General features: G+C 66.5%; 26 protein-coding genes and 2 tRNA genes. 16 read left to right on the forward strand and 12 right to left on the reverse strand.

The window, feature by feature from the left end:
- Nucleotides 1-58 precede the first annotated feature (58 nt).
- From trpD to XaplCFBP3123_RS13480, 3 genes are read left to right on the forward strand one after another with little or no spacing between them, the layout of a single operon-like run.
- Nucleotides 59-1,096, forward strand: a complete 1,038-nt coding sequence (gene trpD, locus XaplCFBP3123_RS13470; protein ID WP_104534500.1) for an anthranilate phosphoribosyltransferase — start codon at nucleotides 59-61, stop codon at nucleotides 1,094-1,096.
- Nucleotides 1,097-1,150: 54 nt separating this feature from the next.
- Nucleotides 1,151-2,023, forward strand: a complete 873-nt coding sequence (trpC, locus tag XaplCFBP3123_RS13475) for an indole-3-glycerol phosphate synthase TrpC (protein ID WP_429001629.1) — start codon at nucleotides 1,151-1,153, stop codon at nucleotides 2,021-2,023.
- A complete protein-coding gene (locus XaplCFBP3123_RS13480; protein WP_104534502.1) occupies nucleotides 2,016-2,732 on the forward strand; it encodes a haloacid dehalogenase-like hydrolase in 717 nt (238 codons plus the stop codon). Before trpC ends, XaplCFBP3123_RS13480 begins: the two co-directional genes overlap by 8 nt.
- 292 nt (nucleotides 2,733-3,024) lie before the next feature.
- On the opposite strand, the gene crp is transcribed toward XaplCFBP3123_RS13480, so the two are convergent.
- On the reverse strand, nucleotides 3,025-3,717 hold the full coding sequence (gene crp, locus XaplCFBP3123_RS13485) for a cAMP-activated global transcriptional regulator CRP (protein ID WP_024938194.1): 693 nt from the start codon (nucleotides 3,715-3,717) through the stop codon (nucleotides 3,025-3,027).
- 137 nt (nucleotides 3,718-3,854) lie between these two features.
- Between crp and speD the strand changes: the two genes are divergently transcribed.
- Nucleotides 3,855-4,649: an adenosylmethionine decarboxylase gene (speD, locus tag XaplCFBP3123_RS13490; RefSeq protein ID WP_005990692.1), complete on the forward strand. Its 795-nt coding sequence runs from the start codon at nucleotides 3,855-3,857 to the stop codon at nucleotides 4,647-4,649.
- Between the two features lie 164 nt (nucleotides 4,650-4,813).
- The gene (locus XaplCFBP3123_RS13495) at nucleotides 4,814-5,128 is read left to right on the forward strand and encodes a DMT family transporter (RefSeq protein ID WP_003483069.1); all 315 of its coding nucleotides are present in this window, start codon (nucleotides 4,814-4,816) and stop codon (nucleotides 5,126-5,128) included.
- Nucleotides 5,129-5,394: 266 nt separating this feature from the next.
- On the opposite strand, the gene coq7 is transcribed toward XaplCFBP3123_RS13495, so the two are convergent.
- Nucleotides 5,395-6,048: a 2-polyprenyl-3-methyl-6-methoxy-1,4-benzoquinone monooxygenase gene (gene coq7, locus XaplCFBP3123_RS13500; protein ID WP_104534503.1), complete on the reverse strand. Its 654-nt coding sequence runs from the start codon at nucleotides 6,046-6,048 to the stop codon at nucleotides 5,395-5,397.
- A gap of 182 nt (nucleotides 6,049-6,230) precedes the next feature.
- Between coq7 and rplM the strand changes: the two genes are divergently transcribed.
- Entirely contained in the window at nucleotides 6,231-6,659 is a 429-nt protein-coding gene (gene rplM, locus XaplCFBP3123_RS13505) for a 50S ribosomal protein L13 (RefSeq protein WP_003483082.1), read from the forward strand.
- 2 nt (nucleotides 6,660-6,661) lie between these two features.
- Nucleotides 6,662-7,054: a 30S ribosomal protein S9 gene (gene rpsI, locus XaplCFBP3123_RS13510; protein WP_016902423.1), complete on the forward strand. Its 393-nt coding sequence runs from the start codon at nucleotides 6,662-6,664 to the stop codon at nucleotides 7,052-7,054.
- A gap of 465 nt (nucleotides 7,055-7,519) precedes the next feature.
- Here rpsI and XaplCFBP3123_RS13515 read toward each other — a convergent pair.
- Nucleotides 7,520-7,593: transfer RNA gene (locus XaplCFBP3123_RS13515), tRNA-Gln, on the reverse strand.
- Between the two features lie 52 nt (nucleotides 7,594-7,645).
- Nucleotides 7,646-7,722, reverse strand: a tRNA-Met gene (locus XaplCFBP3123_RS13520).
- Between the two features lie 118 nt (nucleotides 7,723-7,840).
- On the opposite strand from XaplCFBP3123_RS13520, the gene XaplCFBP3123_RS13525 reads away from it, so the two are divergent.
- The 3 genes from XaplCFBP3123_RS13525 (at nucleotide 7,841) to bfr (ending at nucleotide 9,562) form a co-directional block, all read left to right on the forward strand.
- Nucleotides 7,841-8,458, forward strand: coding sequence for an RNA pyrophosphohydrolase (locus XaplCFBP3123_RS13525; RefSeq protein ID WP_024938192.1), 618 nt, complete (start codon nucleotides 7,841-7,843; stop codon nucleotides 8,456-8,458).
- 80 nt (nucleotides 8,459-8,538) lie between these two features.
- Nucleotides 8,539-8,748, forward strand: a complete 210-nt coding sequence (locus tag XaplCFBP3123_RS13530) for a (2Fe-2S)-binding protein (RefSeq protein WP_024938191.1) — start codon at nucleotides 8,539-8,541, stop codon at nucleotides 8,746-8,748.
- Nucleotides 8,749-9,091: 343 nt separating this feature from the next.
- Nucleotides 9,092-9,562, forward strand: a complete 471-nt coding sequence (gene bfr / locus XaplCFBP3123_RS13535; protein ID WP_005990707.1) for a bacterioferritin — start codon at nucleotides 9,092-9,094, stop codon at nucleotides 9,560-9,562.
- A gap of 338 nt (nucleotides 9,563-9,900) precedes the next feature.
- On the opposite strand, the gene XaplCFBP3123_RS13540 is transcribed toward bfr, so the two are convergent.
- The 3 genes from XaplCFBP3123_RS13540 to XaplCFBP3123_RS13550 are packed head-to-tail and all read right to left on the reverse strand — an operon-like array spanning nucleotide 9,901 to nucleotide 14,831.
- Nucleotides 9,901-12,168 (reverse strand): ATP-binding protein, encoded by a 2,268-nt coding sequence (locus tag XaplCFBP3123_RS13540; RefSeq protein WP_104534585.1) that lies wholly within the window; start codon nucleotides 12,166-12,168, stop codon nucleotides 9,901-9,903.
- A 39-nt stretch (nucleotides 12,169-12,207) separates the two neighbouring features.
- Nucleotides 12,208-14,166: an EAL domain-containing protein gene (locus XaplCFBP3123_RS13545; RefSeq protein WP_172453258.1), complete on the reverse strand. Its 1,959-nt coding sequence runs from the start codon at nucleotides 14,164-14,166 to the stop codon at nucleotides 12,208-12,210.
- Between the two features lie 38 nt (nucleotides 14,167-14,204).
- The gene (locus XaplCFBP3123_RS13550; RefSeq protein WP_104534504.1) at nucleotides 14,205-14,831 is read right to left on the reverse strand and encodes a DUF4126 domain-containing protein; all 627 of its coding nucleotides are present in this window, start codon (nucleotides 14,829-14,831) and stop codon (nucleotides 14,205-14,207) included.
- 128 nt (nucleotides 14,832-14,959) lie between these two features.
- Here XaplCFBP3123_RS13550 and XaplCFBP3123_RS13555 point away from each other — a divergent pair, with 128 nt between their 5' ends.
- The 5 genes from XaplCFBP3123_RS13555 to XaplCFBP3123_RS13575 all read left to right on the forward strand — a co-directional run bounded on the left by XaplCFBP3123_RS13555 (nucleotide 14,960) and on the right by XaplCFBP3123_RS13575 (nucleotide 19,007).
- On the forward strand, nucleotides 14,960-15,697 hold the full coding sequence (locus XaplCFBP3123_RS13555; RefSeq protein WP_104534505.1) for a DUF6776 family protein: 738 nt from the start codon (nucleotides 14,960-14,962) through the stop codon (nucleotides 15,695-15,697).
- A gap of 3 nt (nucleotides 15,698-15,700) precedes the next feature.
- Nucleotides 15,701-16,150, forward strand: coding sequence for a bactofilin family protein (locus XaplCFBP3123_RS13560; protein ID WP_104534506.1), 450 nt, complete (start codon nucleotides 15,701-15,703; stop codon nucleotides 16,148-16,150).
- Between the two features lie 83 nt (nucleotides 16,151-16,233).
- A complete protein-coding gene (erpA, locus tag XaplCFBP3123_RS13565; RefSeq protein ID WP_024938186.1) occupies nucleotides 16,234-16,620 on the forward strand; it encodes an iron-sulfur cluster insertion protein ErpA in 387 nt (128 codons plus the stop codon).
- A 523-nt stretch (nucleotides 16,621-17,143) separates the two neighbouring features.
- Nucleotides 17,144-18,034: an NAD(+) diphosphatase gene (nudC, locus tag XaplCFBP3123_RS13570; protein WP_104534587.1), complete on the forward strand. Its 891-nt coding sequence runs from the start codon at nucleotides 17,144-17,146 to the stop codon at nucleotides 18,032-18,034.
- Nucleotides 18,035-18,113: 79 nt separating this feature from the next.
- Nucleotides 18,114-19,007: a hypothetical protein gene (locus tag XaplCFBP3123_RS13575; RefSeq protein ID WP_104534507.1), complete on the forward strand. Its 894-nt coding sequence runs from the start codon at nucleotides 18,114-18,116 to the stop codon at nucleotides 19,005-19,007.
- Nucleotides 19,008-19,071: 64 nt separating this feature from the next.
- Here XaplCFBP3123_RS13575 and XaplCFBP3123_RS13580 read toward each other — a convergent pair whose 3' ends face one another.
- From XaplCFBP3123_RS13580 to XaplCFBP3123_RS13595, 4 genes are all read right to left on the reverse strand, one after another.
- On the reverse strand, nucleotides 19,072-19,482 hold the full coding sequence (locus tag XaplCFBP3123_RS13580) for a DUF2752 domain-containing protein (protein ID WP_104534508.1): 411 nt from the start codon (nucleotides 19,480-19,482) through the stop codon (nucleotides 19,072-19,074).
- Nucleotides 19,482-19,826 (reverse strand): CD225/dispanin family protein, encoded by a 345-nt coding sequence (locus XaplCFBP3123_RS13585; RefSeq protein WP_104534509.1) that lies wholly within the window; start codon nucleotides 19,824-19,826, stop codon nucleotides 19,482-19,484. The genes XaplCFBP3123_RS13580 and XaplCFBP3123_RS13585 overlap by 1 nt, the downstream gene beginning before the upstream one ends.
- A gap of 258 nt (nucleotides 19,827-20,084) precedes the next feature.
- Complete coding sequence (locus tag XaplCFBP3123_RS13590) at nucleotides 20,085-22,007, reverse strand: MFS transporter (RefSeq protein WP_104534510.1); 1,923 nt, start codon at nucleotides 22,005-22,007, stop codon at nucleotides 20,085-20,087.
- A gap of 68 nt (nucleotides 22,008-22,075) precedes the next feature.
- Nucleotides 22,076-22,978: a LysR family transcriptional regulator gene (locus XaplCFBP3123_RS13595; RefSeq protein WP_104534511.1), complete on the reverse strand. Its 903-nt coding sequence runs from the start codon at nucleotides 22,976-22,978 to the stop codon at nucleotides 22,076-22,078.
- A 97-nt stretch (nucleotides 22,979-23,075) separates the two neighbouring features.
- Here XaplCFBP3123_RS13595 and XaplCFBP3123_RS13600 point away from each other — a divergent pair, with 97 nt between their 5' ends.
- Nucleotides 23,076-24,263 carry an MFS transporter gene (locus XaplCFBP3123_RS13600; RefSeq protein WP_104534512.1) on the forward strand — a complete coding sequence of 396 codons (1,188 nt, stop codon included), beginning with the start codon at nucleotides 23,076-23,078 and terminating at the stop codon, nucleotides 24,261-24,263.
- Between the two features lie 126 nt (nucleotides 24,264-24,389).
- Here XaplCFBP3123_RS13600 and yccS read toward each other — a convergent pair whose 3' ends face one another.
- Nucleotides 24,390-26,603 (reverse strand): YccS family putative transporter, encoded by a 2,214-nt coding sequence (gene yccS, locus XaplCFBP3123_RS13605; protein WP_104534513.1) that lies wholly within the window; start codon nucleotides 26,601-26,603, stop codon nucleotides 24,390-24,392.
- Nucleotides 26,604-26,623: the final 20 nt, after the last annotated feature.

The following is a 26,623-nucleotide window of genomic DNA, read 5'->3' on the forward strand; positions in this document are numbered from 1 at the left end:
TGATCGATCAACCTCGCTCCCGCACCTCTTTCCTCACGTTTTGCCACGGTCCTCGCTCATGCCCATCACCCCGCAAGAAGCCCTGCAGCGCACCATCGAACACCGCGAAATCTTCCACGACGAAATGGTCGAGCTGATGCGCCAGATCATGCGTGGCGAGGTCTCGGACATGATGGTCTCGGCCATCCTCACCGGGCTGCGGGTCAAGAAGGAAACCATCGGCGAAATCGCCGGTGCAGCCACGGTGATGCGCGAGTTCTCGCGACGCGTGGAAGTAAGCGATCGCCAGCACATGGTCGATATCGTCGGCACCGGCGGCGATGGCTCGCAGACCTTCAACATCTCCACCTGCGCGATGTTCGTGGCCGCCGCCGGCGGTGCCAAGGTCGCCAAGCACGGCAACCGCAGCGTCTCCTCCAAGTCCGGCAGTGCCGACGCGCTGGAGGCACTGGGCGCGGCGATCGAGTTGCAGCCCGAGCAGGTCGCCGCCGCGCTGGCGCAGACCGGTATCGGCTTCATGTATGCGCCGGTGCATCATCCGGCCATGAAGGTGGTGGCGCCGGTGCGTCGCGAAATGGGCGTGCGCACCATCTTCAACATCCTCGGCCCGCTGACCAACCCGGCCGGCTCGCCGAACATCCTGATGGGCGTGTTCCATCCGGATCTGGTCGGCATCCAGGCGCGCGTGTTGCAGGAACTCGGCGCCGAGCGCGCGCTGGTGGTGTGGGGGCGCGATGGCATGGACGAGCTCTCGCTGGGTGCCGGCACCCTGGTCGGCGAGCTGCGCGATGGCCAGGTGCGCGAGTATGAAGTGCATCCGGAGGATTTCGGCATCGCCATGTCGGCCAGCCGCAACCTCAAGGTGGCCGATGCCGCGCAGTCACGCGCGATGCTGCTGCAGGTGCTGGACAACGTGCCCGGCCCGGCGCTGGACATCGTCGCCCTCAACGCCGGTGCCGCCCTTTACGTGGCAGGCGTGTCCGACAGCATCGCCGATGGCGTCGTGCGGGCGCGTGCGGTCCTGGCCGATGGTTCTGCGCGTGCAAAACTGGACGCCTATGTCGCCTGCACCCGGCAGATTGCCCTGCAGGCCTGACCGCTTCCCACCGCACCGGCAAGCACGCGTCGGCATCCTCACAACACCGCTGGCATGCTGCGCGCTGGCGCGTGGCGGTCAGTTGCGGCCGTCTTGACCGATAATGCCCGCCCGCCAGGACCCGATACGATGAGCGACATCCTCAACACCATCCTTGCCCGCAAGGCCGAAGAAATCGCCGAGCGCAGTGTGCGCGTGCCGCTGGCCGAGCTGATCGCGCGCAGCGCCGACCTGCCGCTCACGCGCGGTTTTGCCAACGCCATGCAGGCCAGCATCGCCGCCGGCGAGCCGGCGGTGATCGCCGAAGTGAAGAAGGCCAGTCCGTCCAAGGGCGTGATCCGGCCCGACTTCCACCCGGCCGACATCGCGGTCAGCTATGAATTCGGAGGCGCCAGTTGCCTGTCGGTGCTGACCGACGTGGACTTCTTCCAGGGCGCCGATGCCTATCTGCAACAGGCGCGCGAGGCCTGCACGTTGCCGGTGCTGCGCAAGGACTTCACCGTCGACCCCTACCAGGTCTACGAAGCGCGCGTGCTCGGCGCCGATTGCATCCTGCTGATCGTCTCGGCACTGGACGATGCGCAGCTGGCCGAGCTCTCCGGCCTGGCCATGCAGCTGGGCCTGGACGTGCTGGTGGAAGTGCACGACATCGACGAACTCGAGCGCGCGGTGCAGGTGCCGGTGCCGCTGGTGGGCATCAACAATCGCAATCTGCGCACCTTCGAAGTGACGCTGCAGACCACGCTGGACATGCGCGCGGCCGTGCCGCGCGACCGCATCCTGGTCACCGAAAGCGGCATCGTCACTCCCGCCGATGTGCAGTTGATGCGCAGCCACGGCGTGAACGCGTTTCTGGTCGGCGAGACCTTCATGCGCGCGCCCGAACCCGGCGAGTCGCTGCGTCAGCTATTCTTTGCGCATGACTGAGGCGTATCCCGTACCGCGCGACGACGCACCGCTGGTGGTCTTCGATTTCGACCACACGTTGTATGACGGCGACTCCGGCAGCCATCTGTTCGCCTGGCTGATCAAGCGCAACCCGTTGCGTCTGCTGGTGGCGCTGTTGGCCTCGCCGATCCTCGGTCCGATGGTGGCGACGCTGCCGACCCGCCGCCGCGGCGTATCCGGTTATGTGTGGATCGCCACCTTCGGTCTGCACCGCACGCGCGAGTTCAACCGTTTCATCGATGCGTACGTGCTCAAGCACGAAGTGCAGATCCGGCAGCGCTTGTTGCCGCACGCCTTGAAGGTGTTCACCGATCACCGGGCTGCCGGCGACCGTGTGGTGGTGGCCACCGGCGCGCCGCCGGAACTGGCGCGCGCGATTCTCGGCTTTGTCGCGCATCAGGACGTGCCGGTGATCGGCAGCCTGGTCGGCCCCCGCCTGGGCGCGGTCACCGCGCGGCGTCACTGCCACAACGAAGAGAAGATGCGCATGCTGCGCGAGCGCGGCTATGCCGACATCGCCATCGCCTACTCGGACAGCACCGCGGATCTGCCGCTGTTGAAGGCGGCGCGCGCGCCGGTGGTGGTCAATCCGAAGGCCAATCGCGAAGCGCTGTTCCGGCAGGTGCTGCCGGCGGGCACGCCGATCCTCAACTGGGGGTGTCGCGATCGCGGTGGCAAGGCGCTGTAGCGCCTGGCGCCGGTAGCGGCGCGCATCCTGGCGGGCGCGGCAGGCATTCGAACCCGGCAGCTACCGCGCGGACACACCGCTGGCTTGGCGCGCATCTGGCGGCTGTTCACTGACATTTATTGGTCACGCCAAGCCCGCCGAAGCAGCAGGGAAGGGCAATCCGCTGGCAATGCACAGCGCGCACGCGGCACGTTACAGCGGAGCGCGCCCGGCTGCATCAGTCCGCATGCCGTGCGGCATGCGGTTCAAGCTGCGGCTGGTGCAGCACTGCACCAGCCGCGACCACGACCGCTTAGCGGGTGCCGTAGAGCACGACGGTCTTGCCGCGTGCATGCAGCAGGCCGTCGGCCTGCAGCTTCTTGAGCACGCGCCCGGCCATTTCGCGCGAACAGCCCACCAGCCGTGCCAGCTCCTGTCGCGACACGCGCAGCTGGGTACCCTGCGGGTGACTCATCGCTTCCGGCTCCTTGGACAGATCGTGCAGGGTGCGCACGATGCGGTCGGTCACGTCCAGGAACGCCAGGCGGCTGGCTTTCCTTGTGGTGTCGAGCAGCCGCTTGGACAGCTGAACGCCAATCGCGTACAGGATGCGGGGCGCATCCGGCGACAGGCTGGTCTGGAACAGCTGCTGCAGCCGCTCGTAGCTGATCTCGGCCAGCTCGCACTGGGTGCGGGTGCGCAAGATCACCTCGCGGGTGTCGGATTCGATGAACAACCCCATCTCGCCGACGAACTCGCCGCTACCGAAGTAGCCCAGCACCAACTCACGATCGTCATCTTCCTCGGCAATGATGCTCACCGAGCCACTGATCACGTAGTAAAGGGTGCCAGCCGGGTCTCCTGGCCGGAACACATCGGTCCGGGTCGGATAGCGCCTGCGATGGCTGTGCGCCAGGAAACGCTCGATCGTGCCCGCGTCCAGCGCCAGAGAGGGGGTAGCGTTACGTACCGTCGTAGTCACAACCGTCGTGTTTCCTGGGCTCATGGTAGTTCCGCGTGTAATTTCTGAAGCTTAACGGCATGAGTCATGCAAGGTAAACCATTCTTAACATCGGCATTTCGTTGCTGGGATCTTTGGCTCATAATTGTTTCCTTTCCCGCCTTCCATAAGGACAGACCGACGTGGTCAAGCCGTTGCCTCGCCTGAGGCTACAGGGGTTCAACAACCTCACCAAGGCGTTGAGCTTCAACATCTACGACGTCTGTTACGCGCGTACCGAAGAGGAGCGTCAGCGCTACATCGAATATATCGATGAGCAGTACGACGCCGATCGTCTGACGCAGATCCTGACCGATGTTGCCGAGATCATTGGCGCCAACATCCTCAATATCGCACGTCAGGACTACGATCCGCAGGGCGCATCGGTCACGATCCTGATCTCGGAAGAGCCCGTCATCGACAAAAAGCAGGCCGGCAAGGAGCTGATCTCCGATGCTGTGGTTGCTCATATGGACAAAAGTCATATCACTGTCCATACATACCCCGAGACGCATCCGCAGGAAGGCATCGCCACGTTCCGCGCCGACATCGACGTCGCCACCTGCGGCGTGATCTCGCCGTTGAAGGCGCTGAACTACCTGATCGAGAGTCTGGAGTCGGATATCGTGATCATGGACTACCGCGTCCGTGGCTTCACCCGCGATGTGAAGGGCAAGAAGCACTACATCGACCACAAGATCAACTCGATCCAGCACTTCCTCGCCAAGAACGTGAAGTCGCGTTACGAAATGTTCGACGTGAACGTCTATCAGGAAAACATCTTCCACACCAAGATGCACCTGAAGGACTTCGACCTGGACCAGTACCTGTTCGAGGAGCGCGCCAAGAACCTCTCGTTCAAGGAGCGCATGAAGATCGAAACGCTGCTCAAGCGCGAGATCGAGGAACTGTTTCACGGGCGCAACCTGAGCGAATAAGCGCAGCGAGCGAGCGGTTGCGCGACCTGCCTGCAGGCGCGCGAAAGAACCAAGGCGGGACGGCCCGCCACGCGACGACCTCGCGTTCCACAGCCGACGGCGGCCCAGTGTGCAAGCACTGGGCCGCTTTTTTTTTGTGCGTTTTTCAAGTGAGGAGTGATGCGATGCCCTGGATCTATCTGCTGCTGGCCGGCCTGTTCGAGATCGGCTTTGCCATGGGCCTGAAGTACAGCGACGGCTTCACCCGCCTGTGGCCGACGGTGCTGACGATCGGTCTGGCGGGCATCAGCCTGTGGTTCCTGACCCAGGCGCTGAAGACCATCCCGGTAGGCACCGGTTATGCGATCTGGACCGGGATCGGCGCGCTGGGCGTGACCATCGCCGGTATCGCGCTGTTCGGCGACAGCGCGTCGTGGTCGCGTCTGGCATGCATCGGCCTGATCGTGGCCGGCGTGATCGGGCTGAAGCTGGTTGGGTAGGCGTGGTCAGTCCTGCGTGGTCAGTCCCACTGTGTGGGCCTGACCCCCAAGGTTTGCTACGCAAACCTTGGGCCCCACGCGTAGTCAGTCCCACTGCGTGGGCCTGCCCCCCAAGGTTTGCTACGCAAACCTTGGGCCCCACTCCGCAGCATCCTATCCCCGCGCCTTCGGCGCGCCCCCTTAACAAAGGGGGCTATGCTCCAGTTGGGCGTTGCGAGGTGTGGGGCCTGGGTTGCTAGGTGTAGCCAGCCCCCAATCCTCGCCGGCTACAGCCGGTAGGCGACGGTCTTCATGAGCTTGGAGGCCAGGGCCATGGCGCTGGGGATCGGGGTCGGGAGCCTGCGTGCGCCTGCCTGTTCGGCCTGGTCGGCGTGGCGTGCCTCGTCGATCTTCATCACGCGCAGGATCGCGCGGCTGCGCTGGTCGATCTCCGGCAGGGTTTCCAGATGCTCATCCAGATGGGCTTCGACCTGGCGCTCGGTCTCGACCACGAAGCCCAGGCTCCAGTCGTCGCCGCGCAATCCGGCCAGGGCACCGAGGGCATAGCTGCCGGCGTACCAGAGCGGGTTGAACAGGCTGGGGCGGCTACCCAGCTCGTGCAGGCGGTCGGCGCACCAGGCCAGATGGTCGGTTTCCTCCTGCGCCGCCTCCAGCAGATGGTGCTGGGTGTGGGCATCGCGGGCGACAGCGGCCTGGCCGAAATACAGGCCTTGCGCGCACACCTCGCCGACATGGTTGATCCGCATCAACCCGGCGGCGTGGCGACGTTGGTCCGGTTCCAGTGCGACGTCGGGGGTGTCTGCGGCCGGGTTGGGCCGCTCGGCGGGCGGATTGCCGAATACCGTGTCCAGCGCGCGTTGCGCTTCGACCAGCAGCCGGTCGAGCGGGCCATGCAGTCGGAAAGAGGAGATCTGGGTCATGCGCCGATTCTGGCCCCCGGACCGACCCGCTGCCAACCCGCAGAGCTCCGACCAGCCGGCGACTTGCGTGGCCTTGTGCCGTCCCGTACAATCCCGCCTCTTCTGTTTCGCCTTCACAACGCGTGGCAAAGTTCCAGCGGTCATTGCCGCTGCAATCCGCCCGACCACTCAAGAGTTTTCTCATGACTACGTTCACCGCCAAGTCCGAGACCGTCCAGCGCGACTGGTATCTCGTTGACGCCGCCGGCAAGACGCTCGGCCGTCTGTCCACCGAACTGGCTCGCCGTCTGCGCGGCAAGCACAAGCCGGTCTATACCCCGCACGTCGATACCGGCGATTACCTTGTGGTGATCAATGCCGAAAAGATCGTGGTCACGGGCAACAAGCTGAAAGACAAGAAGTATCACCGCTTCACCGGCTATATCGGTAACCTGAAGACCGAGAGCCTGGAGCAGGCGCTGCAGCGCCACCCGGAGCGCGTGATCGAAATCGCCGTCAAGGGCATGCTGCCGAAGGGCCCCCTGGGCCGCACCATGTACCGCAAGCTCAAGGTCTATTCGGGTGCCGAGCATCCGCACGCCGCCCAGCAGCCGCAAGTTCTGGATATCTAATCATGGCTATCACGCAAAACTACGGCACTGGCCGCCGCAAGTCCTCCACCGCTCGCGTGTTCCTGCGCAAGGGTACCGGCAACATCACCGTCAACGACCGTCCGCTGGACGAGTTCTTTGGCCGTGAGACTGCGCGCATGATCGTGCGTCAGCCGCTGGAACTCACCAAGAACACCGAAAGCTTCGACATCCTGGTCACCGCCTCCGGCGGCGGCACCACCGGTCAGGCCGGTGCGATCCGTCTGGGCATCGCCCGTGCACTGGTCGAATACGACGAAACCCTGAAGTCCGAGCTGCGCAAGGCCGGCTTCATGACCCGTGACGCCCGCGAAGTCGAGCGTAAGAAGGTCGGTCTGCACAAGGCCCGTCGCGCAACCCAGTTCTCCAAGCGCTAATCCATCGCGTTTGCTGCGCCCCGGTTCGCCCGGGCGCCTGCTTCAAAAGCCCGGCCATGCCGGGCTTTTGTCGTTTTGGGGTTTGCGCATTGAGAGCCTGACATCGGCGGCCTGCGACGTGCCGTGTTGCGAGGCAGGTTTTTCCTTGGCCGGGCCTGGTGTTTTCGCAAGCGCTGGATGGCCATCTCGTGCCACGTGCTAGCGGTGGCGGCGCTTGCGCAGCGGCAAGCGTGATGCTTGCGTAGTGGTCAGTTCTGAGGGTAGTGCCTCTCTGCTGGGCGCCTGGCTGACGCAACATCCATTCCCGACGAGGGCGGGGTGGGGTCGTCGCCTGCAGCGATCCCTAGTCCGGCCTCGGGACGGCGTAGTTGCGTGTGCGATACATCCTCGCTGGCTGCGCGGATGCCGGGCAGAGGTGATCGCGCAACAAAAAAGGCCCGATCGTCAGATCGGACCTTCTGTGTTTGGCTGCCCCGGATGGATTCGAACCACCGATGCCTGAGTCAGAGTCAGGTGCCTTACCGCTTGGCGACGGGGCAATAAAACGTGTTGGGCCAAGATTATTGCATGCCTGTGTGTGCATGAACACCTTGGTGGCTATGGGTGGACTCGAACCACCGACCCCAGCATTATGAGTGCTGTGCTCTAACCGGCTGAGCTACATAGCCTAGGGAGCCGGCAATTCTTACCAAGCGCTTGCCTGTTGTCAAGCATTTCGTTTTCAGCTTGTGAGCCGGCCGTCGCCGTGGCAGAGTCGGTGACAGTAGATTTTCAGGAGTCCGCATCGTGATCGATCCGGACGGTTTCCGGCCAAACGTCGGCATCGTGCTGATGCGAGAGGATGGTCAGGTGTTCTGGGCACGACGTGTGCGCAGGGACGGCTGGCAGTTCCCGCAAGGCGGCATGAATACCGACGAGACACCCGTAGAAGCCATGTACCGCGAGTTGCGCGAAGAAACCGGGTTGTTGCCCGAGCATGTCGAATTGCTCGGTGCGACCCCTGGATGGCTGCGCTATCGCCTGCCCAGCCGGGCAGTACGGCGCAACGAGCGTCAGGTCTGCATTGGCCAGAAACAGGTGTGGTTCCTGTTGCAGTTCACCGGCCACGAATCTCATCTCAAGCTCGACCACACCGATACGCCCGAGTTCGATCACTGGCGCTGGGTGGATTTCTGGTACCCGGTCGAGCATGTGGTGATGTTCAAGCGCGGGGTCTATGCGCGCGCGCTGCGCCATCTGGCTCCACTGGCGCAGACCATCGCGGGCTCCGCGGCGGTTGGAGTGATGCCCGAGCGCGCGCTGGAGGCCTGGTTGCCAGGCAGCAGCGCGGCCGGGCACGACAGTCCGCGCAAGCGTCCACGCAAGCGGGGCGGGCCTCGTGCGGTACGGATTAATAATGATTAACGTTTGGAATTGACACCTATTCTCGTTTGCGGTGGAATCAGTGCCGGTCCTCTCCGGATCGCCAGCACCCGACCGATACCGTGTACGTCTGCATCTGTAATGGGGTCACCGACCACCAGATCCGCGAAGCGGCCGAGAATGGCTGCGCCAGCCTGGCCGAGCTGACCATGCGCACCGGCTGTGGTTCGAACTGTGGGTCGTGCCTGGAGATGGCGGGCGACGTGCTGAGCCAGGCCCATGCGAGTCGCGCCCTGCCGCTGCCCATGCTCGGGCTTGCCAGCGCTGCCTGAGCGTTCTCCGGGGCGCTGTTGATAGCTGATGCCGAGAGCGGATTGCCGGGGGGGGCGGCTCCCACTGAAGCCGTCCCCCGCGCCACCAATGCGCTGTCGGTCGGTCGCTTTCCTGGCTGCTGGCGGTCACGTGGTTGGTCAGGATCGACTGCAGTCATGGTTCGCTCCACAGTCTGGAGTGACTGTTCGACGGAGATCGATGGGCGCGTCGTTCCCGCTGCAGGCCGGATGACGGCCCATCCGGGATCGGACAAGCGTCCCGCAACTGATCACGATTCGCGTTCCTTCATGCGCTGCGGCAACACGCTACAGTGCGGCCGGCTCACTGTCTCGGAGACATCGCATGAAGGGCGATACCAAGGTCATCGAGTACCTCAACAAGGTGCTCTACAACGAACTCACTGCGATCAACCAGTACTTTCTGCACGCCAAGATGTTGAAGAACTGGGGCCTGAAAGAGCTGGCCGAGCACGAGTACAAGGAATCCATCGACGAGATGAAGCATGCGGACAAGCTGTCCGACCGCATCCTGTTTCTCGAAGGGCTTCCGAATTTTCAGGCGCTGGGCAAGCTGCGTATCGGCGAGAACCCCACCGAGATGTTCCGCTGCGATCTGGCGCTGGAGCGCGAGGCGGTCGCCGTGCTGCGCGAGGCGGTGGCCTATGCGGAGACCGTCAACGACTACGTGAGCCGCCAGCTGCTGGTGGACATCCTGGAGTCGGAAGAAGAGCACATCGACTGGCTGGAAACGCAACTGGATCTGGTGGCGCGCATCGGCGAGCCGAATTACCTGCTGACCAAGCTGGACGACTGAGGACGCTCAGTGCGGTGCTGGTCAGCGTTGTGTTGAAATCAGCGCAAGAGGGGAGTCAGTAAGCGCTTGCACTGCGGGGGAGCATGCAGGCGCTGTGGGCGGTGCATGGGTGTTGTGCCGTAGCTGTGATTGTCCGCATGTGGCTTCGCGCGCACCCTCACCCCAACCCCCGCGCCCCGGCCCGCGATTGCGACGCGGGCGCTGCAGGGCACGCGCGCCAGTGGCGCGCAAACCGTGCCTTCTCGCCCCGGCGGGAGAGGGGCGAGATTTTTCTTCGCGGAATGTCTTCGACTGCGTCGCCTGGCCGGTTCTTGTCGTCGGCTCCAGGCTTGCGCGGTTCAGCCGGCTGCGCGGGTTCCGGCTTGCAGGCGGGCGACCTGGCCGAGCAGTGCCAGGCGGGCGCGTGCGTATTCGGCGATGACCAGCGCCACCATCACCGAGGGGCGTTCGACGGTGCCGGTGCGCGCGGCCAGTTCGATCCGGCGCGCGGCATTGGCCAGCGCCTGGGCGCCGACGTTGGCGCTGGAGGATTTGAGCGTATGCGCCAGGTCGCGCAGCTGCATGCTGTCGCGATTGGCGGCTGCGGTTTCCAGGTGTTCGATGATGCCCGGCGCATCTTCCAGGAACAGCCGCAGGATGGTGGCGGTGTCCGCGCCCGCCACCTCGTACAGCTCATCGATCACGCTGTTGTCCAGGATCGGCAGGGCGCGCGCCTGCGCGGCGGCGCTGGCGCTTTCGGGATCGACGTCGGCCTGGCTGCCAGTGGCCGGGCCAGGCAACAGCGGTTGGCGTGGCAGCCAGCGTTGCAGGCAGGCGTCGAGCTGCTCGCGCGCGACCGGTTTGGACAGATAGTCGTCCATGCCGGCGGCCAGGCAGCGCTCGCGATCGCCGGCCATGGCGTTGGCGGTCATCGCCACGATCGGGATCGGGCGGCCGCCGCTTTCGGTTTCCATCGCGCGCCAGCGGCGGGTGGCGGCATAACCGTCCAGCACCGGCATCTGGCAATCCATGAAGACCATGTCGTAGCGGGTGGACTCCATGCTGCTCAGCGCGGCTTCGCCATCGGTGGCGGTGTCGGCGTCGAAACCGAGCACGGCCAGCAGTTTCTGCGCGACCAGCAGGTTCACCGGGTTGTCTTCCACCAACAGGATGCGCACTTCGCGCGCGTTGGCCAGCGCCGGCGTGATCGGCTCGGGAATCATCGCCGCGGCCAGCGTGGCCGCGTGGGCCGGCCTTGGATCGGGCGGAAGCACCAGCGAACGCAGGGTTTCGTCCGGACTCTGGCGTGGTACCAGGGTGGCATTGTCCTGCAGCTCGGACGGCACCGGCTCGTCGCCGTACAGCCAGATCAGGCGCGCGCCGCTGAGGTCGTCCGGACGGACAAGTGCGCGATGCAGGGCGCGCGCGCTGTAGCGCAGCGTGTCGTGGTCGGCGATGACGCAGCGAAAGCCTTCGCTGTCGCTGTGGCGACGCAGCCGTTCCAGCGCTTCCTGGGTGGTTTCCATCAGCAGGTGCGACACGCCCCAGCTGTCGAGCAGGTGCTTGAGGCGTTGCGACAGGCGCGTGTCGGAACTGATCACCATCACCGGCGCGGCATCGGCACCGGTGTTCTGCTGCAGATCGCCGATGACCTTGAGCAGTGGAATTTCGAACCAGAACGTGGCGCCGCGCGCGGGCTCGGACTCCACGCCGATGCGACCGCCCATCAAGTCGATGATGCGCTTGCAGATCGCCAGTCCCAGACCGGTGCCGCCGTACAGGCGCGTGGTGGAGGCGTCGGCCTGGGCGAAGGAGCGGAACAGACGTGCCTGCTGATCCGGGGCGATACCGATGCCGGTGTCGCGCACCTGGAAGCGCAGCAGATGCTGGGCGCGGGTTTCGCCCAGGCGACGCAGCTGGATGTCGACGCTGCCGCGCTCGGTGAACTTGATCGCGTTGCCGATCAGGTTGCCCAGCACCTGGCGCAGGCGGATCGGGTCGCCGCGCACCAGCAGGCGTACCGACGGCTCGATATCCAGCCCCAGGCGCAGCTGCTTGCCTTCTGCGGTGCGCTGCAACAGCTGCACGACGCCGTCGAGCAACTCGCGCAGGTTGAAGGTGGTGATCTCCAGTTCGAGCCTGTTGGCTTCGAGTTTGGAGTAGTCGAGGATGTCGTCGACGATGCGCAGCAACTGCAGCGAGCTGCCGGTGGCGGTCTGCAGCATGTCGCGCTGGTCCAGGCTGAGCTGGCCGCTGGAGATCAGTTCCAGCATCGGGATGATGCCGTTGAGCGGGGTGCGGATCTCGTGGCTCATGGTGGCCAGGAATTCGCCCTTGGCCAGCGTGGCGGCCTCGGCGGCCTGCTTGGCCCGCAACAGTTCCTGTTCGAGCTCGCCGTGGCGCCGCAGCTCCTGCTGCAGGCGCTCACGGGCGACGTCGGCTTCTTCCAGCCGTTGCGCCAGTGCGTGCTGCGTGCGCGCGCTGCGGTCGTTGGCAACTGCGGCGCATAGACCGAACACCACTGCCAGTGCTGCAGATACCGTCGTCACTGCGCGCCACGGCCCGTCGATGGCCGACCACTGCAGGCCCACACCCAGCGCTGCAACCAGCGCGGTCAGCACGGCCAGGCTGCTCCAGGCGCGAAGGCCTCCTGCCCGCGCTGTCACTCAGAGCACCGCGTTCGTGAAGTCGAAGTCCAGCTCCTTGCCGACCGTCTGCACCAGGTTGCCCTGGATGAAGTCCACGCCGCTCATCCACATCGCCGCGGCGGCCTGCGGGTCTTCGATGCGCTGGCCGATGATCAGCAGGCCGTGCTGGTGGACGATATTGATCACGCTGCGCAGTTCATCGCGGACTGCCGCGTTGCCGTGGGCATCGGCGAAACGGCTGGCCATGCGCACGAAGCTCAGCGGCAGCTGGCTCAGCAGCGCGTTGGCCTCGTCGCCGGGCTCGAACTGACTCAGGCAGAACTGCACGCCGACCGGCATCAATCTGGCGCAGAACTGCTGCACGGTGACCGCGTGGATCAAGGCATCGTCCAGGCGCAGGTCGACGATCAACGATTGCCCGGCCACGCCGCGCTCGACCAGCGCCTTGAGCAGCCAGTCGGCAAAGGCATCGCGCGCCAGCGTACGCGGCGACTGCGACACGAACAGCCGCAGCGGCGGATGGGCATGCTGGTACAGATGCAGCAGGCCGAGCGCGTGGTCCATGACCTGCTGGTCGAGATCGGCGATGCGTCCGGCCGCTTCGGCGGCGGGAATCACCTGGCCTGCCGACAGCAGCGTGCCGTCGGCCTGGCGCAGCCGCAGCAGCACCTGGTATTGCGCAGTGTCGCCGCCGGCCACCGCCACGATCGGTTGATACGCCAGTTCGAGCTGGCCTTCGACCAGGCGCAGTTGCTCCTGTTGTTCGGCCTGGCTGGGGGCCAGATAGGCCTGCACGCCGTCGCTGCGCAGGCGTGCCTGCAGCGCGGTGCGCTCGACTGCTTCCAGCGCGCTGCCGGTGTCGTCGAAGCCGCGGCCCAATGCTGCCACGCCGATGGCGCAGCGCACGTGCACCGATTCTTCTTCGCGCACCGGGAAGGCATGGGCCGACAGCCGCTGGCGGATTTCCAGCGCCTGTTGTTCCAGGTTGGCTTCGGGCATGTCCACGCCCAGCAGCAGGAAGCTGTTGTCGTTCAGGCGTGCCAGCGGGTACGGGTGCGCGGCACTGGCCAGGCGATGCCCGGCCTGGGTCATCAGGCGCTCGTAGGCGGCATAGCCATAGCGCTCACGCAGGCCGAGCGCGCTGGCGATTTCGATGAAGAACAGCCCGCCGGCCTGCCTGCGCGCCAGCGCATCGGCGAGCAGTTCCATCACGCGACCGCGCGTCGGCAGGCCGGTTTCCGGATTGCTGCGCACGCTGACCTGTTCGCCGGCCTGCTGCAGCGCCTGCTGGCGTGCGCGGCGGATGCGGTTGGACACCGCGGCGATCAGGTGACGTGGGCGGATCGGCTTGGTCAGGAAATCGTCGGCGCCGCTGTCGAGCACTTCGAACTGACGCTCCGGATCCGGGTCGCCGGTGAGAAATACGATCGGCAGCAATTGCTGGCCGGGCTGCTGGCGGATCAGGGTGGTCAGGCGGATGCCGTCCAGCTCGGGCATATGCAGGTCCATCAGGATCAGATCCGGGTGGTAGTCCTGGATCGCCTGCGGCACGCTGGCGGCGGTCATTTCCACCCGCGCATGCATGCCGGCGCCGTGCAGCACGCTCTGCGCAAACAGCGCCTGCGAGCGGTCGTCCTCGACGATCAGCACGCGGTACGGCGCATCGGCGGCGACGTTGTCATCGCCCTCGCGCGGCGTTGAGGTACCCGATGGCGTCGGCGCTGCTGCAGTCGCGTCGGCGCTGCTGCCTGATGCAACGGCTTGCACCGGCGCCATCGGCACGATCGATGCGGGTCCGGCAGCGAGCGCAGGCGCCCGAATGATGGCCGCGCTTACCGGCTCAGCCAGGTTGGACGCCGCTGCGGCCTCGTCGGCCCAGCGGTGCCAATAGTCGGCCGGCGGCGTCTCGGCGCGCAGTGGACGATTACGCGTGGCGGTGTCGTCACGGGTGAAAGGAACCGGATCTCGGGCGGCCATCGATACTCCCTGCAGTCGCGATGATTATGCGATGAACTTCACGATAGCGGAGAGCGACGTGCAGCCGGCGTGGTGGCAGAGCGTATCGGCGCAACCAGCCGACGCATGCCCCGCCACAGCAATCGCCACACCCACCACACCACCAGCGTGGCCAGCACGCTGGAGCCCACCGCAATACTGAGCGCCAGCCATGGGTGCGCCAGTGCCAGCGCCAGTGCGGTGGTGGCGATGGTGTCTTCGGCCAGCGAGGCCACCCAGTTGCTGGCCGGTTCCGGCGAGGTGTTGAGCAAGGCGCGGGTGCCGGCCTTGAGGGTATGGCTGGTCAGCGCCACGCCGGCGCCGGCGGCCAGCACGCCCGTGCTCAGATCGCCATCCGGCGACAGCGTGGCCGCGGCCAGGAAGGCGCCGGCCGGCACGCGTGCCAGCGTCTGCAACAGGTCCCAGCCCGAATCCACGCCGGGGATCTTGTCGGCGAAGAATTCGGCCACCGCCAGTGCACCGGACGTGCCCAGCACCCACCACGACTGCGCCGGATGCAAGGCGGGCGGCAGCTCGATCCAGCCGAGCAGGCCGGCCAGGCCGACACCGAAGACGGTGAGATAGACACGGATGCCGGCCAACCAGGCCAGCAGGATGCCGATCACGAACAGATGGGCTTCGCTCATGGCGTTGCTTCCTGCGAACAATGCGGAACTATCGGATAACCGCCGGTCCAGCGCCAGCGCGGCGGTTGCCGACGCTCTGGCACACTACGCCGCCCATGACTGCGCCGGCCCGTCCGGACCCGATGCCCATGCGACCAGCCGCACGCATTCAGATCGTCCAACGTGACCCCGGCGGTGGCCGTTCCAGCGGCCGCTGGCTGTGGCCGGTGATCGCGCTGGTGTGGCTGGCATCGCTGGGCGGGGCGTGGTGGATGGCCAGCCGGACTGCCGCGCCGCGTCTGGTCGAGGCCGAGGCGGCACTGCAGCAGGCGCAGCGCAGTCAGGCTCAGCAGCGTCGGCAGATCGCGCAGTTGCAGCAGCGTCAGGTCAATCTGGCGATGTCCGACAAGATCAGCCGCGCCGCCAACACCGAGGTGCAGGCGTCGCTGGCCGAGCGCGACGAACAGATCGCCGCACTGCGCGCGGATGTGGCGTTCTACGAGCGCCTGGTGGGCTCCACCGCGCAGCGCAAGGGGCTCAACGCGCACTCGGTGCAATTCACCGCCGAGGCCGGCGGCACCTGGAACTACAGCGTGGTGCTGACCCAGAACCTCAACCGCGGCGCGATCAGCCAGGGCCAGCTGCGTTTTGCGGTGGAAGGCGTGCGTGCCGGCAAGCTGGTCACGGTGAGCTGGAACGAGCTGCATCAGAAGCCTGACGCTGCCGGGCAGCCGTACTCGTTTCGCTATTTCCAGCAATTGGACGGCAGCGTGATCCTGCCGGAGGATTTCACTCCGCAACGTGTCAAAATCTCCCTGAGCGGCGATGGGGCGCCGGTCAATCAGACATTCGATTGGAAAGTCGCCGGGAATGGCGCGGGGGAGTAGCTCATGTTCGGAAACAAATCCAACCGTGGTGCGCAGACCGTGGTCGACACCTTGATCGGGCCGCAGGTGGTCATCCGCGGCGACCTGATGTTCAGTGGCGGGCTGTATGTGGAAGGCCGCATCCTGGGCAAGGTGATTGCGGACGACGGCGCCAGCGCCACCTTGACGGTGGCCGAGCAGGGCAGCATCGAAGGCGAGGTGCGCGCGCCGGTGGTGATCATCAACGGCCAGTTGACCGGCGATGTGCATGCTGCCGAGCGGGTCGAACTGGCCGCCAACGCGCGGGTGCAGGGCAATGTGCATTACCAGGTGGTGGAGATGAGCGCCGGCGCGCAGCTCACCGGCCGCCTGATCCATGCCGCCACCGCCGGGGCGACCGCTGCGTTGCCGGCGCCGGAGGTCGGCCGCGCCGAGCTGGTCAAGGCCTTGCAGGCCGAGCCTGCCGACGCCTGAGGGCGTGGCCTGCGGCTGAAGCGGGGTGTCGGGTTTGGCAGGCAGCGCTTGAAGTGGGCCCGCCTGGCCCCCATGCTGATGCCATGAGCACGCTCGTTTCGCTTCCCACCGCCGCCCCGGCCCCGGACTATCAGTCCATCGACCGGCCGCTGAACTTTTCCGTGGCCGCCGCCAGCAAGGTGCGCGAGCTGATCCAGGAAGAAGGCAACGCCGAGCTGGCGTTGCGTGTCTATATCCAGGGTGGCGGCTGTTCCGGCTTCCAGTACGGCTTCGAGTTCGACGAGAACCGCGCCGAGGACGACCTGGCCGTGGCCACCGACGGGGTGACGTTGCTGGTCGACCCGCTGAGCCTGCAGTACCTGATGGGGGCCGAAGTGGACTACACCGAAAGCCTGACCGGCGCGCAGTTCGTGATCCGCAATCCGAACGCCAAGACCACCTGTGGGTGCGGTAGCAGCTTCAGCGTCTGACGCAACGCGGTTGCCGTCGTTCGGGCGCTTGTGTCTGATGCGGCGGTCGAGTTGCGGCGATCTGCTGCCTGCTGCTTTCTCAGGTTCAACACGGTGTAGCGATTGCGTCAGCGGCGTGAGTGTGGCGATAGGGCCTCACGCTGTGTGTCGCTTGCGCGCGCTGTGTGTTTCGGATGCGAAGTGCGAAGCGTGTCTCGTGACACCGACACCGACACCGTTAGCCGGGCGGATTTTAAAACGCCGATCGATGCGATCCGTGCATGATCGCCAAGGGGTTGGTATAGCGCTACGCGCTATCGATGTGCACGTCTGACGCGCTGTAAACATTTGCGTGCTGCGGGTCTTGCCATGCGCGCGCAAGCTTCGTGCGCGTGAGCTGGAGTGCGTACGGCGACCGCCATGCTGTACGCATGCCCCGCGCTGGTGCCGGGCCGTGTCGACGTCTGAACGCGCGCCGCCAGCCGGGCCCGCATCCGTGGTGCGCTGCTTGCGGGCGATGCCGATTATCGGCAGGCTTGCGCCGATGTCAGAGTCTTCTTTTTCAACCTCCGGTTTTGCCTTCACCCATGCGCCGCTGGATCGTGGCGATCTGCTGCGTGACGATCCCGATGCGCTGGCGCGTCTGTGGCCGCAAGGCCGCGTGCTGCTGCTCGATGCCAAGGGCACTGCGCTGGCCGACGCGGATGGCCGGCCGCTGCTGATGGACGGTGCCGTGCTTGGCGACGGGCCGGACGGAGCGATCTTTCTTGGGCTGCGCGATGACGTGGGCTGGTTCTGCCTGCCGTCCGATGTGCCTGGTGTGGAAGCGCCGCAGCGCATCGACCTGCGCCAGGCTGCCGCCGATTGGCCGGCAGACATGTCCACCGCGTTCGCCTATGCACGCGCGATGCTGCACTGGCAGTCGCGCACGCGCTTTTGCGGTGTCTGCGGCGGGGCGATCGCGTTCCGCCGGGCCGGCTTCATCGCCCATTGCACGCAATGTCAGACCGAGCATTACCCGCGCGTGGACCCGGCGATCATCGTGGCGGTCAGCGATGGCGCGCGCTTGTTGCTGGGGCGTCAGGCAAGCTGGGCGCCGGGGCGCTACTCGGTGCTTGCCGGCTTTGTCGAACCCGGCGAGTCGCTGGAGCAGACCGTGGCGCGGGAGGTGTTCGAGGAAACCCGCGTGCACGTGCAGGACTGCCACTATCTGGGCGCGCAACCGTGGCCGTTCCCGGGCGCGTTGATGTTGGGCTTCAGCGCGCGCGCTGCGGCAAGCGAAGTGCCGCAGGTCACCGGTGAGCTGGAAGATGCGCGCTGGGTCAGCCATGCCGAGGTCACTGCGGCCCTGGACGGCGAAGGCGAGATCGGGCTGCCGCCGCGCATTTCCATTGCGCGTGCGCTGATCGAGCATTGGCATCGCGCGCATGGTTGAGCCGGGGCGAGCGCTGCAGCGCAGGCAGATCGGGCGCGCGTACATCGGCTCGGCTAGACTCGGCTGAGGAGGCCCACCCATGTTCACCACCCTGGTTGCTGTCGTCGTCGCACTTGCGCTGGGCCACCTGGCGCCCGCTCAGGTGGCGCGGCTGCGGCGTTTCGAATGGTTCGGCCAGTGGCTGCGCCGGCTGGACAGTCATGCGGCCGGGCGCGGTGTGTGGCAGGGGCGCTATGGCGTCGCGCTGGCGCTGTTGCCGGCCTTGCTGGTGGTGTTGCTGCTGCAATGGCTGCTGGACGACGTGTGGCGCGGGTTCTGGGCCTTGCTGTTCGGTGTGGCGGTGCTGGCCTGGACCTGGGGGCCGCGCGACCTGGACCGCGATGTGGAAGCGGTGATCGACGCCGACGCGCCGGGCGCGCGCCGCGATGCGATTGCGCAATTGCAGGCAGCCGGCGGCAGCGTGCACGAGGATGCGCCGTCGCTGGTGGAAGCGGTGGTGGTCAACGGGTTGCGGCGCTGGTTCGCAGTGCTGTGGTGGTTTTTGCTGCTGGGGCCGTTCGGTGCGGTGCTGTACCGGCTGACGGCGCTGGCGGTGGAAAGCCCGCTGTCGGTGCTGCTGCCGCCACGCAATCTGGCCGGCGCGCGCTGGCTGCTGGCCGCGCTGGAATGGCCGGTGGCGCAGTTGATCACGGTGTCGATGGCGCTGGTGGGCAATTTCGATACGGTGTTTCGCGCCTGGCTGCAGGCGCATGGCAACCGCTGGTCGCTGGAGCCGCATTTTCTCGGTGCGGTGGCGCGTGCCAGCGTCAGCGCCGAGCTGCGCGAGGAAGCGCACGACTACACCGATTCGGGGCTGGTGCCGGTTTGGCGCCGCCTGCCGGAAGTGCGCGATGCGATGAGCCTGGTCTGGCGCGTGCTGCTGTTATGGATGGTGGTGCTGGCGTTGCTGGTGATTGCCGGATGGGTGCGGTAGGCGCCGTGATGCGTGGCGCGCCGCCGCGCGTTGCAATATCACCGCATCAAGCGGTTGTTCGCGGCTAACCCGGTGCCAGCAGCGTAAAGGGATAGCACGGCAAATTCCGTGCAACCCAATACATCGGCAACGCCCATAACCAGAACTTCGGCTCTGACATGACGGCCACGACGGGTGCGAACCAGCGCGCGCGCCAGCCGGCTTTCCAGGCGATCAGGCCGGGCAGGGTGAACAGGCCGAGCACCGCAGCCGGGTTCATGGCAAAGGCGCCGGGGAGATCGAGGTGCACCAGCGCATACAGCGCGCGGGTCATGCCGCAACCGGGGCAGTAGCAGCCGGTCACGGCACGGAAGACGCAGGGCGGGAACGGGCTGTTGCTCACGTTCGGATCGAAGCGATACAGCAACGACACGCCGAAGGCGGCCACGCTGGTGGCCGCCCCGAGTCCAAGCCAATGGCGTGGACGCAGTTCCATTACCGCATGTGCTGCAACTGCTGCATGTAGTCCATGTAGCCCTGCATGCCGCCGGTGGCCACCATGCCGATGTTGATCAGCAGGCCGATCACGGCCAGCACGCTGGTCACGATGCACCAGGTCTTGGCGGTGTTGGAGGCACGACGTGCGCCGTCGATGTCGCCCTGGTTGAGCAGGCCGTTGACCTTGCTGGAGAACACGATCGCCACGATGCCGCTGATCAGGGCCGGGCAGCACAGGCAGAAGCCGAGCACGGTGGAGACGATCGCCCAGATCAGGTGATTGGGGACCGGGCCGGGTGCGGCGCTGGACGAGGGATGGATCGGCGGTGGGATGGCACTCATGGTGAAGCTCCTTGGGTGGTAAACAACAGCGAGTGGTAAACAACAGCGAGATGGTGCAGCGCGTGGGGAAAGGCAGTGACGGGCCGCGCAGGCAGCGTCCGCCGGTCACGGCGAACGCGTCTGGCACGATGATGTGGCGTACGACGACTTCCCCCGGTCCTTCTTGTCGCGCCCGCTAGGCGAGCGCGGCGGCAATACGTGCAATGGCGCACAGGCTACTCGCGGCACGCGACGGACGCAAAGCCCGCGCGGCCACACTCATGGCTGATCCTGACGCAGTGCGCGGACCTGCTGTTCGAGCAGCGCGGCGGTCGCGGCGTTGCCGGGAACCGCTGCCGCGGCGGCCACTTCGATGTGCGCGCGCATCCGGCGCGGCACGCGCATGCGGGCCAGGCGGGTGTCGCGGCGGCTCCACATGCTCGACCACATGCCACGCAGCGCCATCGGAATCACCGGCACCTGGCGGCGTTGCAGGATCTTTTCCACGCCCGATTTGAACGGCGCGATCTCGCCATCCCGGGTCAATGCGCCTTCGGGGAAGATGCACACCAGCTCGCCGTCGGCCAGCGCCGTATCGATACGGTCGAAGGCCTGCTGCATCAGCGCGGGATCTTCGCGCGCGCCGGCGATCGGGATCGCCTTGGCGGTGCGGAAGATCCAGCGCATGACCGGGATGCGGAAGATCTTGTAGTACATGACAAAGCGCACCGGGCGCGGGATCACCGCCGACAGGATCAGCGCGTCCATGTAGCTGACGTGGTTGCACACCAGCAGTGCGGCGCCTTCGTCGGGCACGTGGCGGTCGATGTCGCGCGCGCGCAGCCGGTACAACACGCTCACCAGCACCCAGCTGAGAAAGCGCATCAGGAACTCGGGCACCAGGGTGAAGATCCACAGCGCCACCAGCGTATTGGCCAGCGCCAGGGCCAGGAACACCTGCGGAATGCTCAGGCCCGGCAGCGGAATGCGCACGCCCAACAGCACCAGCTGCGGCAACTGCAGCGCGATGCCGATGATGGCGGCGGTGACGATGAACAACGAATTCTGGATGTTGAGCCCGGCGATCACGCGCGAGAGTTCGGCCTTGGGCGTGCGGCTCTGGATCAGCGCGAACAACGGCACCACGAACAAACCGGTGAACAGGCCGATGCCGACCAGATCCACGATCAGGCGCACGCTGCCGGCCTGCTGCACGAACTGGCCGATCGACAGATCGGTGGCAGGCGCGGCACCGGGACGCGCGAAATACAGGTCCAGCAGAAATGCGCTGATGCCGAACGCGCCCAGCGGTACCAGGCCGATTTCCACGGTGCGCCCGGACAGCCGTTCGCACAGCAGCGAACCCACGCCGGTGCCGATCGAAAACAGCGCCAGCGCGAACACGTACAGGTCCTGCTGCCCGCCAAGATTGATCTGCGCGTAGGTCGGCAACTGCGCGGTCAGCACGGTGCCGACGAACCAGAACCACGACACCCCGAGCACGGCGTTGCGCACCGCCGGCGTGCGCCGGGTCAGGCGCATGATGGCGCGCGATTCGGGGATGGGGTTCCAGTTGATGGTCAGCTCCGGCGCGCCGGCATCGACCTTGGGCACCAGCCGCGCGACCAGGTTGCCGGTGACGGCAATGGCAATGACCGCGGTGGCCGCGGCCTCCGGCCCGTGGCTGCCGGCGATCTGGAAGATCAGCCCGCCGAAGATCATGCCGCACAGGATCGAGATGGAGGTGCCCATCTCGACCAGGCCGTTGCCGCCGGTGAGTTCCTCCGGTTTGAGCACCGAGGGCAGGATCGAATACTTCACCGGCCCGAACAGCGTGGACTGCAGGCCGGTGCAGAACAGCGCGATCAGCAGGATCACCATGTTCTCGGTGACAAACCCCACCGCCGCCAGCGACATGATCGCGATCTCCATCGTGGTGGTGATCACGATGAGCTTCTGCTTCTCCAGCTTCTCGGCGATCTGCCCGGCCAGCGCGGAGAACAGGAAGTACGGCAGGATGAACAGGGCCGGCGCCAGATTGGTGTACAGCGTGCGCTGCGCCGCATCGATGCCCAGGTAGAACAACAGGCCGATGATGGCCTGCCGGTAGACGTTGTCGTTGAACGCGCCCAACGCCTGCACGGCGAAGAACGGCAAGAAGCGGCGCTGCCTGAGCAGGGCGAACTGACTGTGACCGGACATGCAGTTTCCTTTACGAACGCGCGCAGCCTAGCAGGCTTCCACGGCGCGCTGCTGCATGGCCGATGCGCTCAGCGCGGCACGCGTGCCGATGGCGCACGTCGCGCGGCCTGGGCGCGCAGCAGCGCCATGAAGGCACGGGCGGCCGGGGTGGGATCGGGCCGCCACACCGCATAGGTCGAAAAGCCGAAGCGCTCCTTCAGTGCGACCGTCACCACCCCGCGCATGGCCGCGGCCATGGTCTGCGGCACGATGCCCACGCCCAGGTCGGCGGCGACCAGTTCGCGCATCAGATCGGCGTGGGTGACCTCGTATTGCTGGCGCTGCCGCACGCCGGCCTGCGCGAAGGCCGCATCGACGATGCCGCGCACGCCGGCGCCGGCGATCAGCCCGGCCATCGGCTCGTCGTCCAGTTCGGCCAGCGCCACCCGCTTGCGCGTGGCGAAGCGATGGCCGGGCGCCACGATCAAGGCCAGGGCTTCCTCGTGCAGCAGCAGACGCTGTTCCGGCACCGCGACCTGCGGGCCGACGCCGACCAGCGCCACATCCAGCCGGCCTTCGCTCAGGTCGTGCAGTAGGGCCTCGCTCATGGCGGTGCGCAGGTGCACGTCCACCCGCGCATGCGCGCTGCGAAACGCGCGCAGCAGCATCGGCAGCTGCACGGTGGTGAGCGAGGAGATCTGCCCCAGCGTGAGCCGGCCGCGCACCGTGCCCAGGGCCTGGGCCATTTCCTCGTGCAGGCGCTCGGCCGCGCGCAAGGTGGCGCGGGCGTTGTGCAGAAAGACCTCGCCGGCGGCGGTGGGCCGCACCCGACGGGTGCCGCGCTCGAACAGGCGTGCGCCAAGGGTTTCCTCGATCTTGGCGACCTGGTGGCTGAGCGCCGATTGCACGGTGTTGCAACGGCGCGCGGCGGCGGTGAAGCCGCCTTCCTCGGCCACGGCCACGGCGAACTCCAGTTGGCGCAGGGTCAGCATGCGATCTCAAAACACGATGGACACGGTGAAAACAATACATTGGAAAGATGCCGCGTCGCTGCCCACACTGCGCCCATTCCTTCAGCAGGCACCTGCCATGACCGTCGAACCGATTGCCCCCCCATTGCCGCGCCGGCTGGTGATGTTGATGGCCGCCGCCACCGGGCTGGCGGTGGCGAGCAACTATTACGCGCAGCCCTTGCTGGAAACGCTGGCGCAGGCGTTCGGGATCCAGGTGCGCAGTGCCGGCGCGGTGGTGACCGCCGCACAGCTGGCCTACGCGGCGGGGCTGTTATTGCTGGTGCCGCTGGGCGACCGGCTGGAGCGGCGCGGGCTGATCGTCGGCCTGTTCGTGCTCAGTGCGTTGGGCCTGCTGGTAAGCGCCGCTTCGCACAGCTTCGGCATGTTGCTGGCCGGCACGATCGTGACCGGTGCCAGCTCGGTGGCAGCGCAGATCCTGGTGCCGTTCGCCGCGACCCTGGCCGCCCCGCACGAGCGCGGGCGGGTGATCGGTACGGTGATGAGCGGCTTGTTGCTGGGCATCCTGCTGGCGCGTACCGCGGCCGGGGTGCTGGCCGGCGTTGGCGGCTGGCATACGGTGTACTGGATCGCCTCCGGCCTGTTGCTGGCCACCGCCTGGCTGCTGTGGCGCGGGCTGCCGCGCCATCCTGGCAATGCGCAGCTGTCGTATCCGCAGCTGGTGGGCTCGGTGCTGACGCTGTTGCGCGACGATGCGGTGCTGCGTTCGCGTGCGGTGCTGGGCGGGCTGATCTTTGCCGGCTTCAGCATGTTCTGGACCACGCTGGCGTTCCTGTTGTCCGGGCCTGGGTATGGCTATGGCACGGCGGTGATCGGGCTGTTCGGCCTGATCGGTGCGGCCGGCGCGCTGGCGGCCAATCGTTCCGGTCACTGGTCCGATCACGGCCATGGCGATCGGGTCAGCTGGGGCGGGCTGGTGATGCTGCTGCTGTCGTGGGGATTGCTGGCGTTTGCGCCGCAGTCGCTCGCGCTGCTGATCGTCGGCGTGCTGCTGCTGGATATCGCGGTGCAAGGCGTGCATATCGCCAACCAGAGCGTGATCTACCAGCGCAATCCGGACGCACGCAATCGCATCACCTCGGCCTACATCACCTGCTATTTCATCGGTGGTGCGGTGGGTTCCACGCTGGGCACGGCGGCCTATGCGCAGGCCGGCTGGAACGGTGTGGTGATCGGTGGGGCGGTGCTGGCGGTGGCGGCGCTGGGCTGGGTGGGGCTGAGCGTGGCGCGCAAGCACTGGAAGTAGGCGTGGCTGCCGCAACGACGCTGCGGCCAGCGGATGGAGTGGCCTGCGCGCGCATCGCATGGTTCGGCATCGCCGCTCACGTGGATGCGGCAGTGGATACGCGGCGCGCACACCACCGACGACGCGTTAGGCCTGACCGGTCGCCAGGCGCGGTGCGCCCTCTACCGGCGCGTTGGTAACCGCCAGGGCGGCGGCACGCAGTTTGGGCAACAGCCGCAGGGTCAGTGCCAACTGGTCGCGCACCAGGCGCTGCTTGGGCGGCAGCTGCACGGCGTGCTGCTCCAGCGCTTCGGCGGTGGCGATTTCCTGGCTTTCGTCTTGCACCGGCAGTGGCTGGCGTTCGCGCAGGGCGGTGGCGATTTCGCCCAGCGTGCGCTGCAGGTAGTCGCCGGCCCGCGCGATGACGGGGTCGTGTTCGCCATCGAGCGCGGCGCGATGCGCGCCGAGCGCGGACAGATAGCCGAGCAAGGTGTTGGACAGCGCCAGGAAGCGGAAGCCCGCATCCAGGTTGCGCCGATAGCGGCCCGGTTCGCGCAGCATGTTGGACAACGCCACCGACAACGCGGCATCGGCGTTATGCATGTCGCGGCGGGCGATGCGGTAGGGCAGATCGTCGCGCATGCCGCTGGCGTATTGCTCCAGCACCTGGGCCAGATAGCGCGCGCAGCTGGCCAGTACCGTGGCCATCACCTGGTTGAGGCGGCGGCCCTGCCAGTCCGGCAGGATCAGGAACGAGGCGGCTGCGGCGATTGCGCAACCGATCAGCGTGTCGATCAGGCGCGGCCAGATCAGCACGAAACCATCGCCAAGCAGGTTGAAGCAGAACAGCGCCATCACGGTGATGCCGGCGGTGGCCAGCATGTAGCGATCGGTACGGGTGATGAAGAAGATCAGCGCGGCGGCCAGCGCCAGCAGCAGCTGCACTTCGGTGCCGGGGAACAGCTGCATCAACGCCCAGGTGGCGACCAGACCGATCAGGGTGCCGGCGATACGCTGCACCAGCCGCAGACGGGTGGCGCCGTAATTGGGCCGGCACACGAAGACGGTGGTGAGCAGGATCCAGTAGCCGTTGTCGGCATGGATGGACCGCATGATGGCGTAGCCGACCATCAGCGCGATGGCCATGCGCAGGCCGTGGCGGAACAGCACCGAACCGGGCGTGAGTTGCTGCATCAGACGCGCGGCCATTTCGCGCAAGGTGTGCGGCGAGGAGTCGCGCAGGCGGGTGTCGAGGTTGTCGCTGGTGGAATCGGATTGCGCCGCTTCCGACAGCTTGCGTTCGATGCTCTGCAGGTTGGTCACCAGCAATTCCAGCGCGCCGAGCAGACGCGCCAGTGCGGGGTCGGCACGCGCGTGCAGATAGTCCAGCGATTGCCGCAGGTCTTCGGTGGCCAGGCGGCTGTTGTCGCCGTAGTCGAATGGATGGCGCAGGCGGATCGCCTCGCCCAGGGCCGCGCAGGCCTTGCCTTGCAGCGCGAGCAGGCGCTGGCAGCGGTACAGCACGTCGCTGTGGAAGAACGCGTCGGTCAGCGCTTCGTAGGGATAGTGCGAGGAACTGGCGCGCTCGTGGAATTCCTGCGCCATGTAATACAGCCGGAAATACAGGCCCGATTGCACGCCCGGCCGCCCCGACCGGCCGAAACGGCTCATGATCGCGGTCTTGGCGGCGTTGAGCGCGCCGACCACCTTGGCGTTCTGCTCGGCCAGCGCCAGCCGGCGCGCATGCAGGTCGCTTTGCCGCACCGGTTCGAACAGATCGGCCTTGAGCCTGAGATAACGCCCCAGCTCGAAGAACAGCCGCGACAGCCGCTCGCGCACCGGGCGGTTGGCGAACAGCAGCGTCCACAGGATCGACAGCACGCCGTACCAGGTGGCGCCGATCAGCAGCAGCGCCGCGCCGTGCCAGGCGATCGACGGATCGTGGCTGCCGTGCTGGTCCATGCCGATCATGGCGTAGATCGACAAGGCCACGGTGGCCTGCGCGATCGAGGCGTAGCGCTCGCCCAGCGCGCCGAGCAGGGTCAACGAAAACGTCGCCACCGCCATGCCGGTCACGAACGCCAGCGGATACGGAAACAGCAGCACCACCGACGCGGCGGCGGCGGCGAAACACAGCAGCGACAGCAGCACCGATTTGATGCGGCCCAGCCAGTTGTCGTCGGTCTCGGCGATGGCGCTGGCGATCGCACCCAGGAACAGCGCCGGCACCGCGGTGAGCTGCTGCCAGTGCCAGCACACGCCCATGGCCACCGCCAGCGCGATGAACACGCGCAGGCCATAGCTGGCCTTTTCATGGGCCCACAGGCGGCTAAGGCGGGTTTCGAAGGAGGGAGTGGCCACAGTCTCTGCAAGGCAAGGTG

This window comes from Xanthomonas arboricola pv. populi, from assembly GCF_002939945.1.
Lineage (GTDB): Bacteria > Pseudomonadota > Gammaproteobacteria > Xanthomonadales > Xanthomonadaceae > Xanthomonas > Xanthomonas arboricola_A.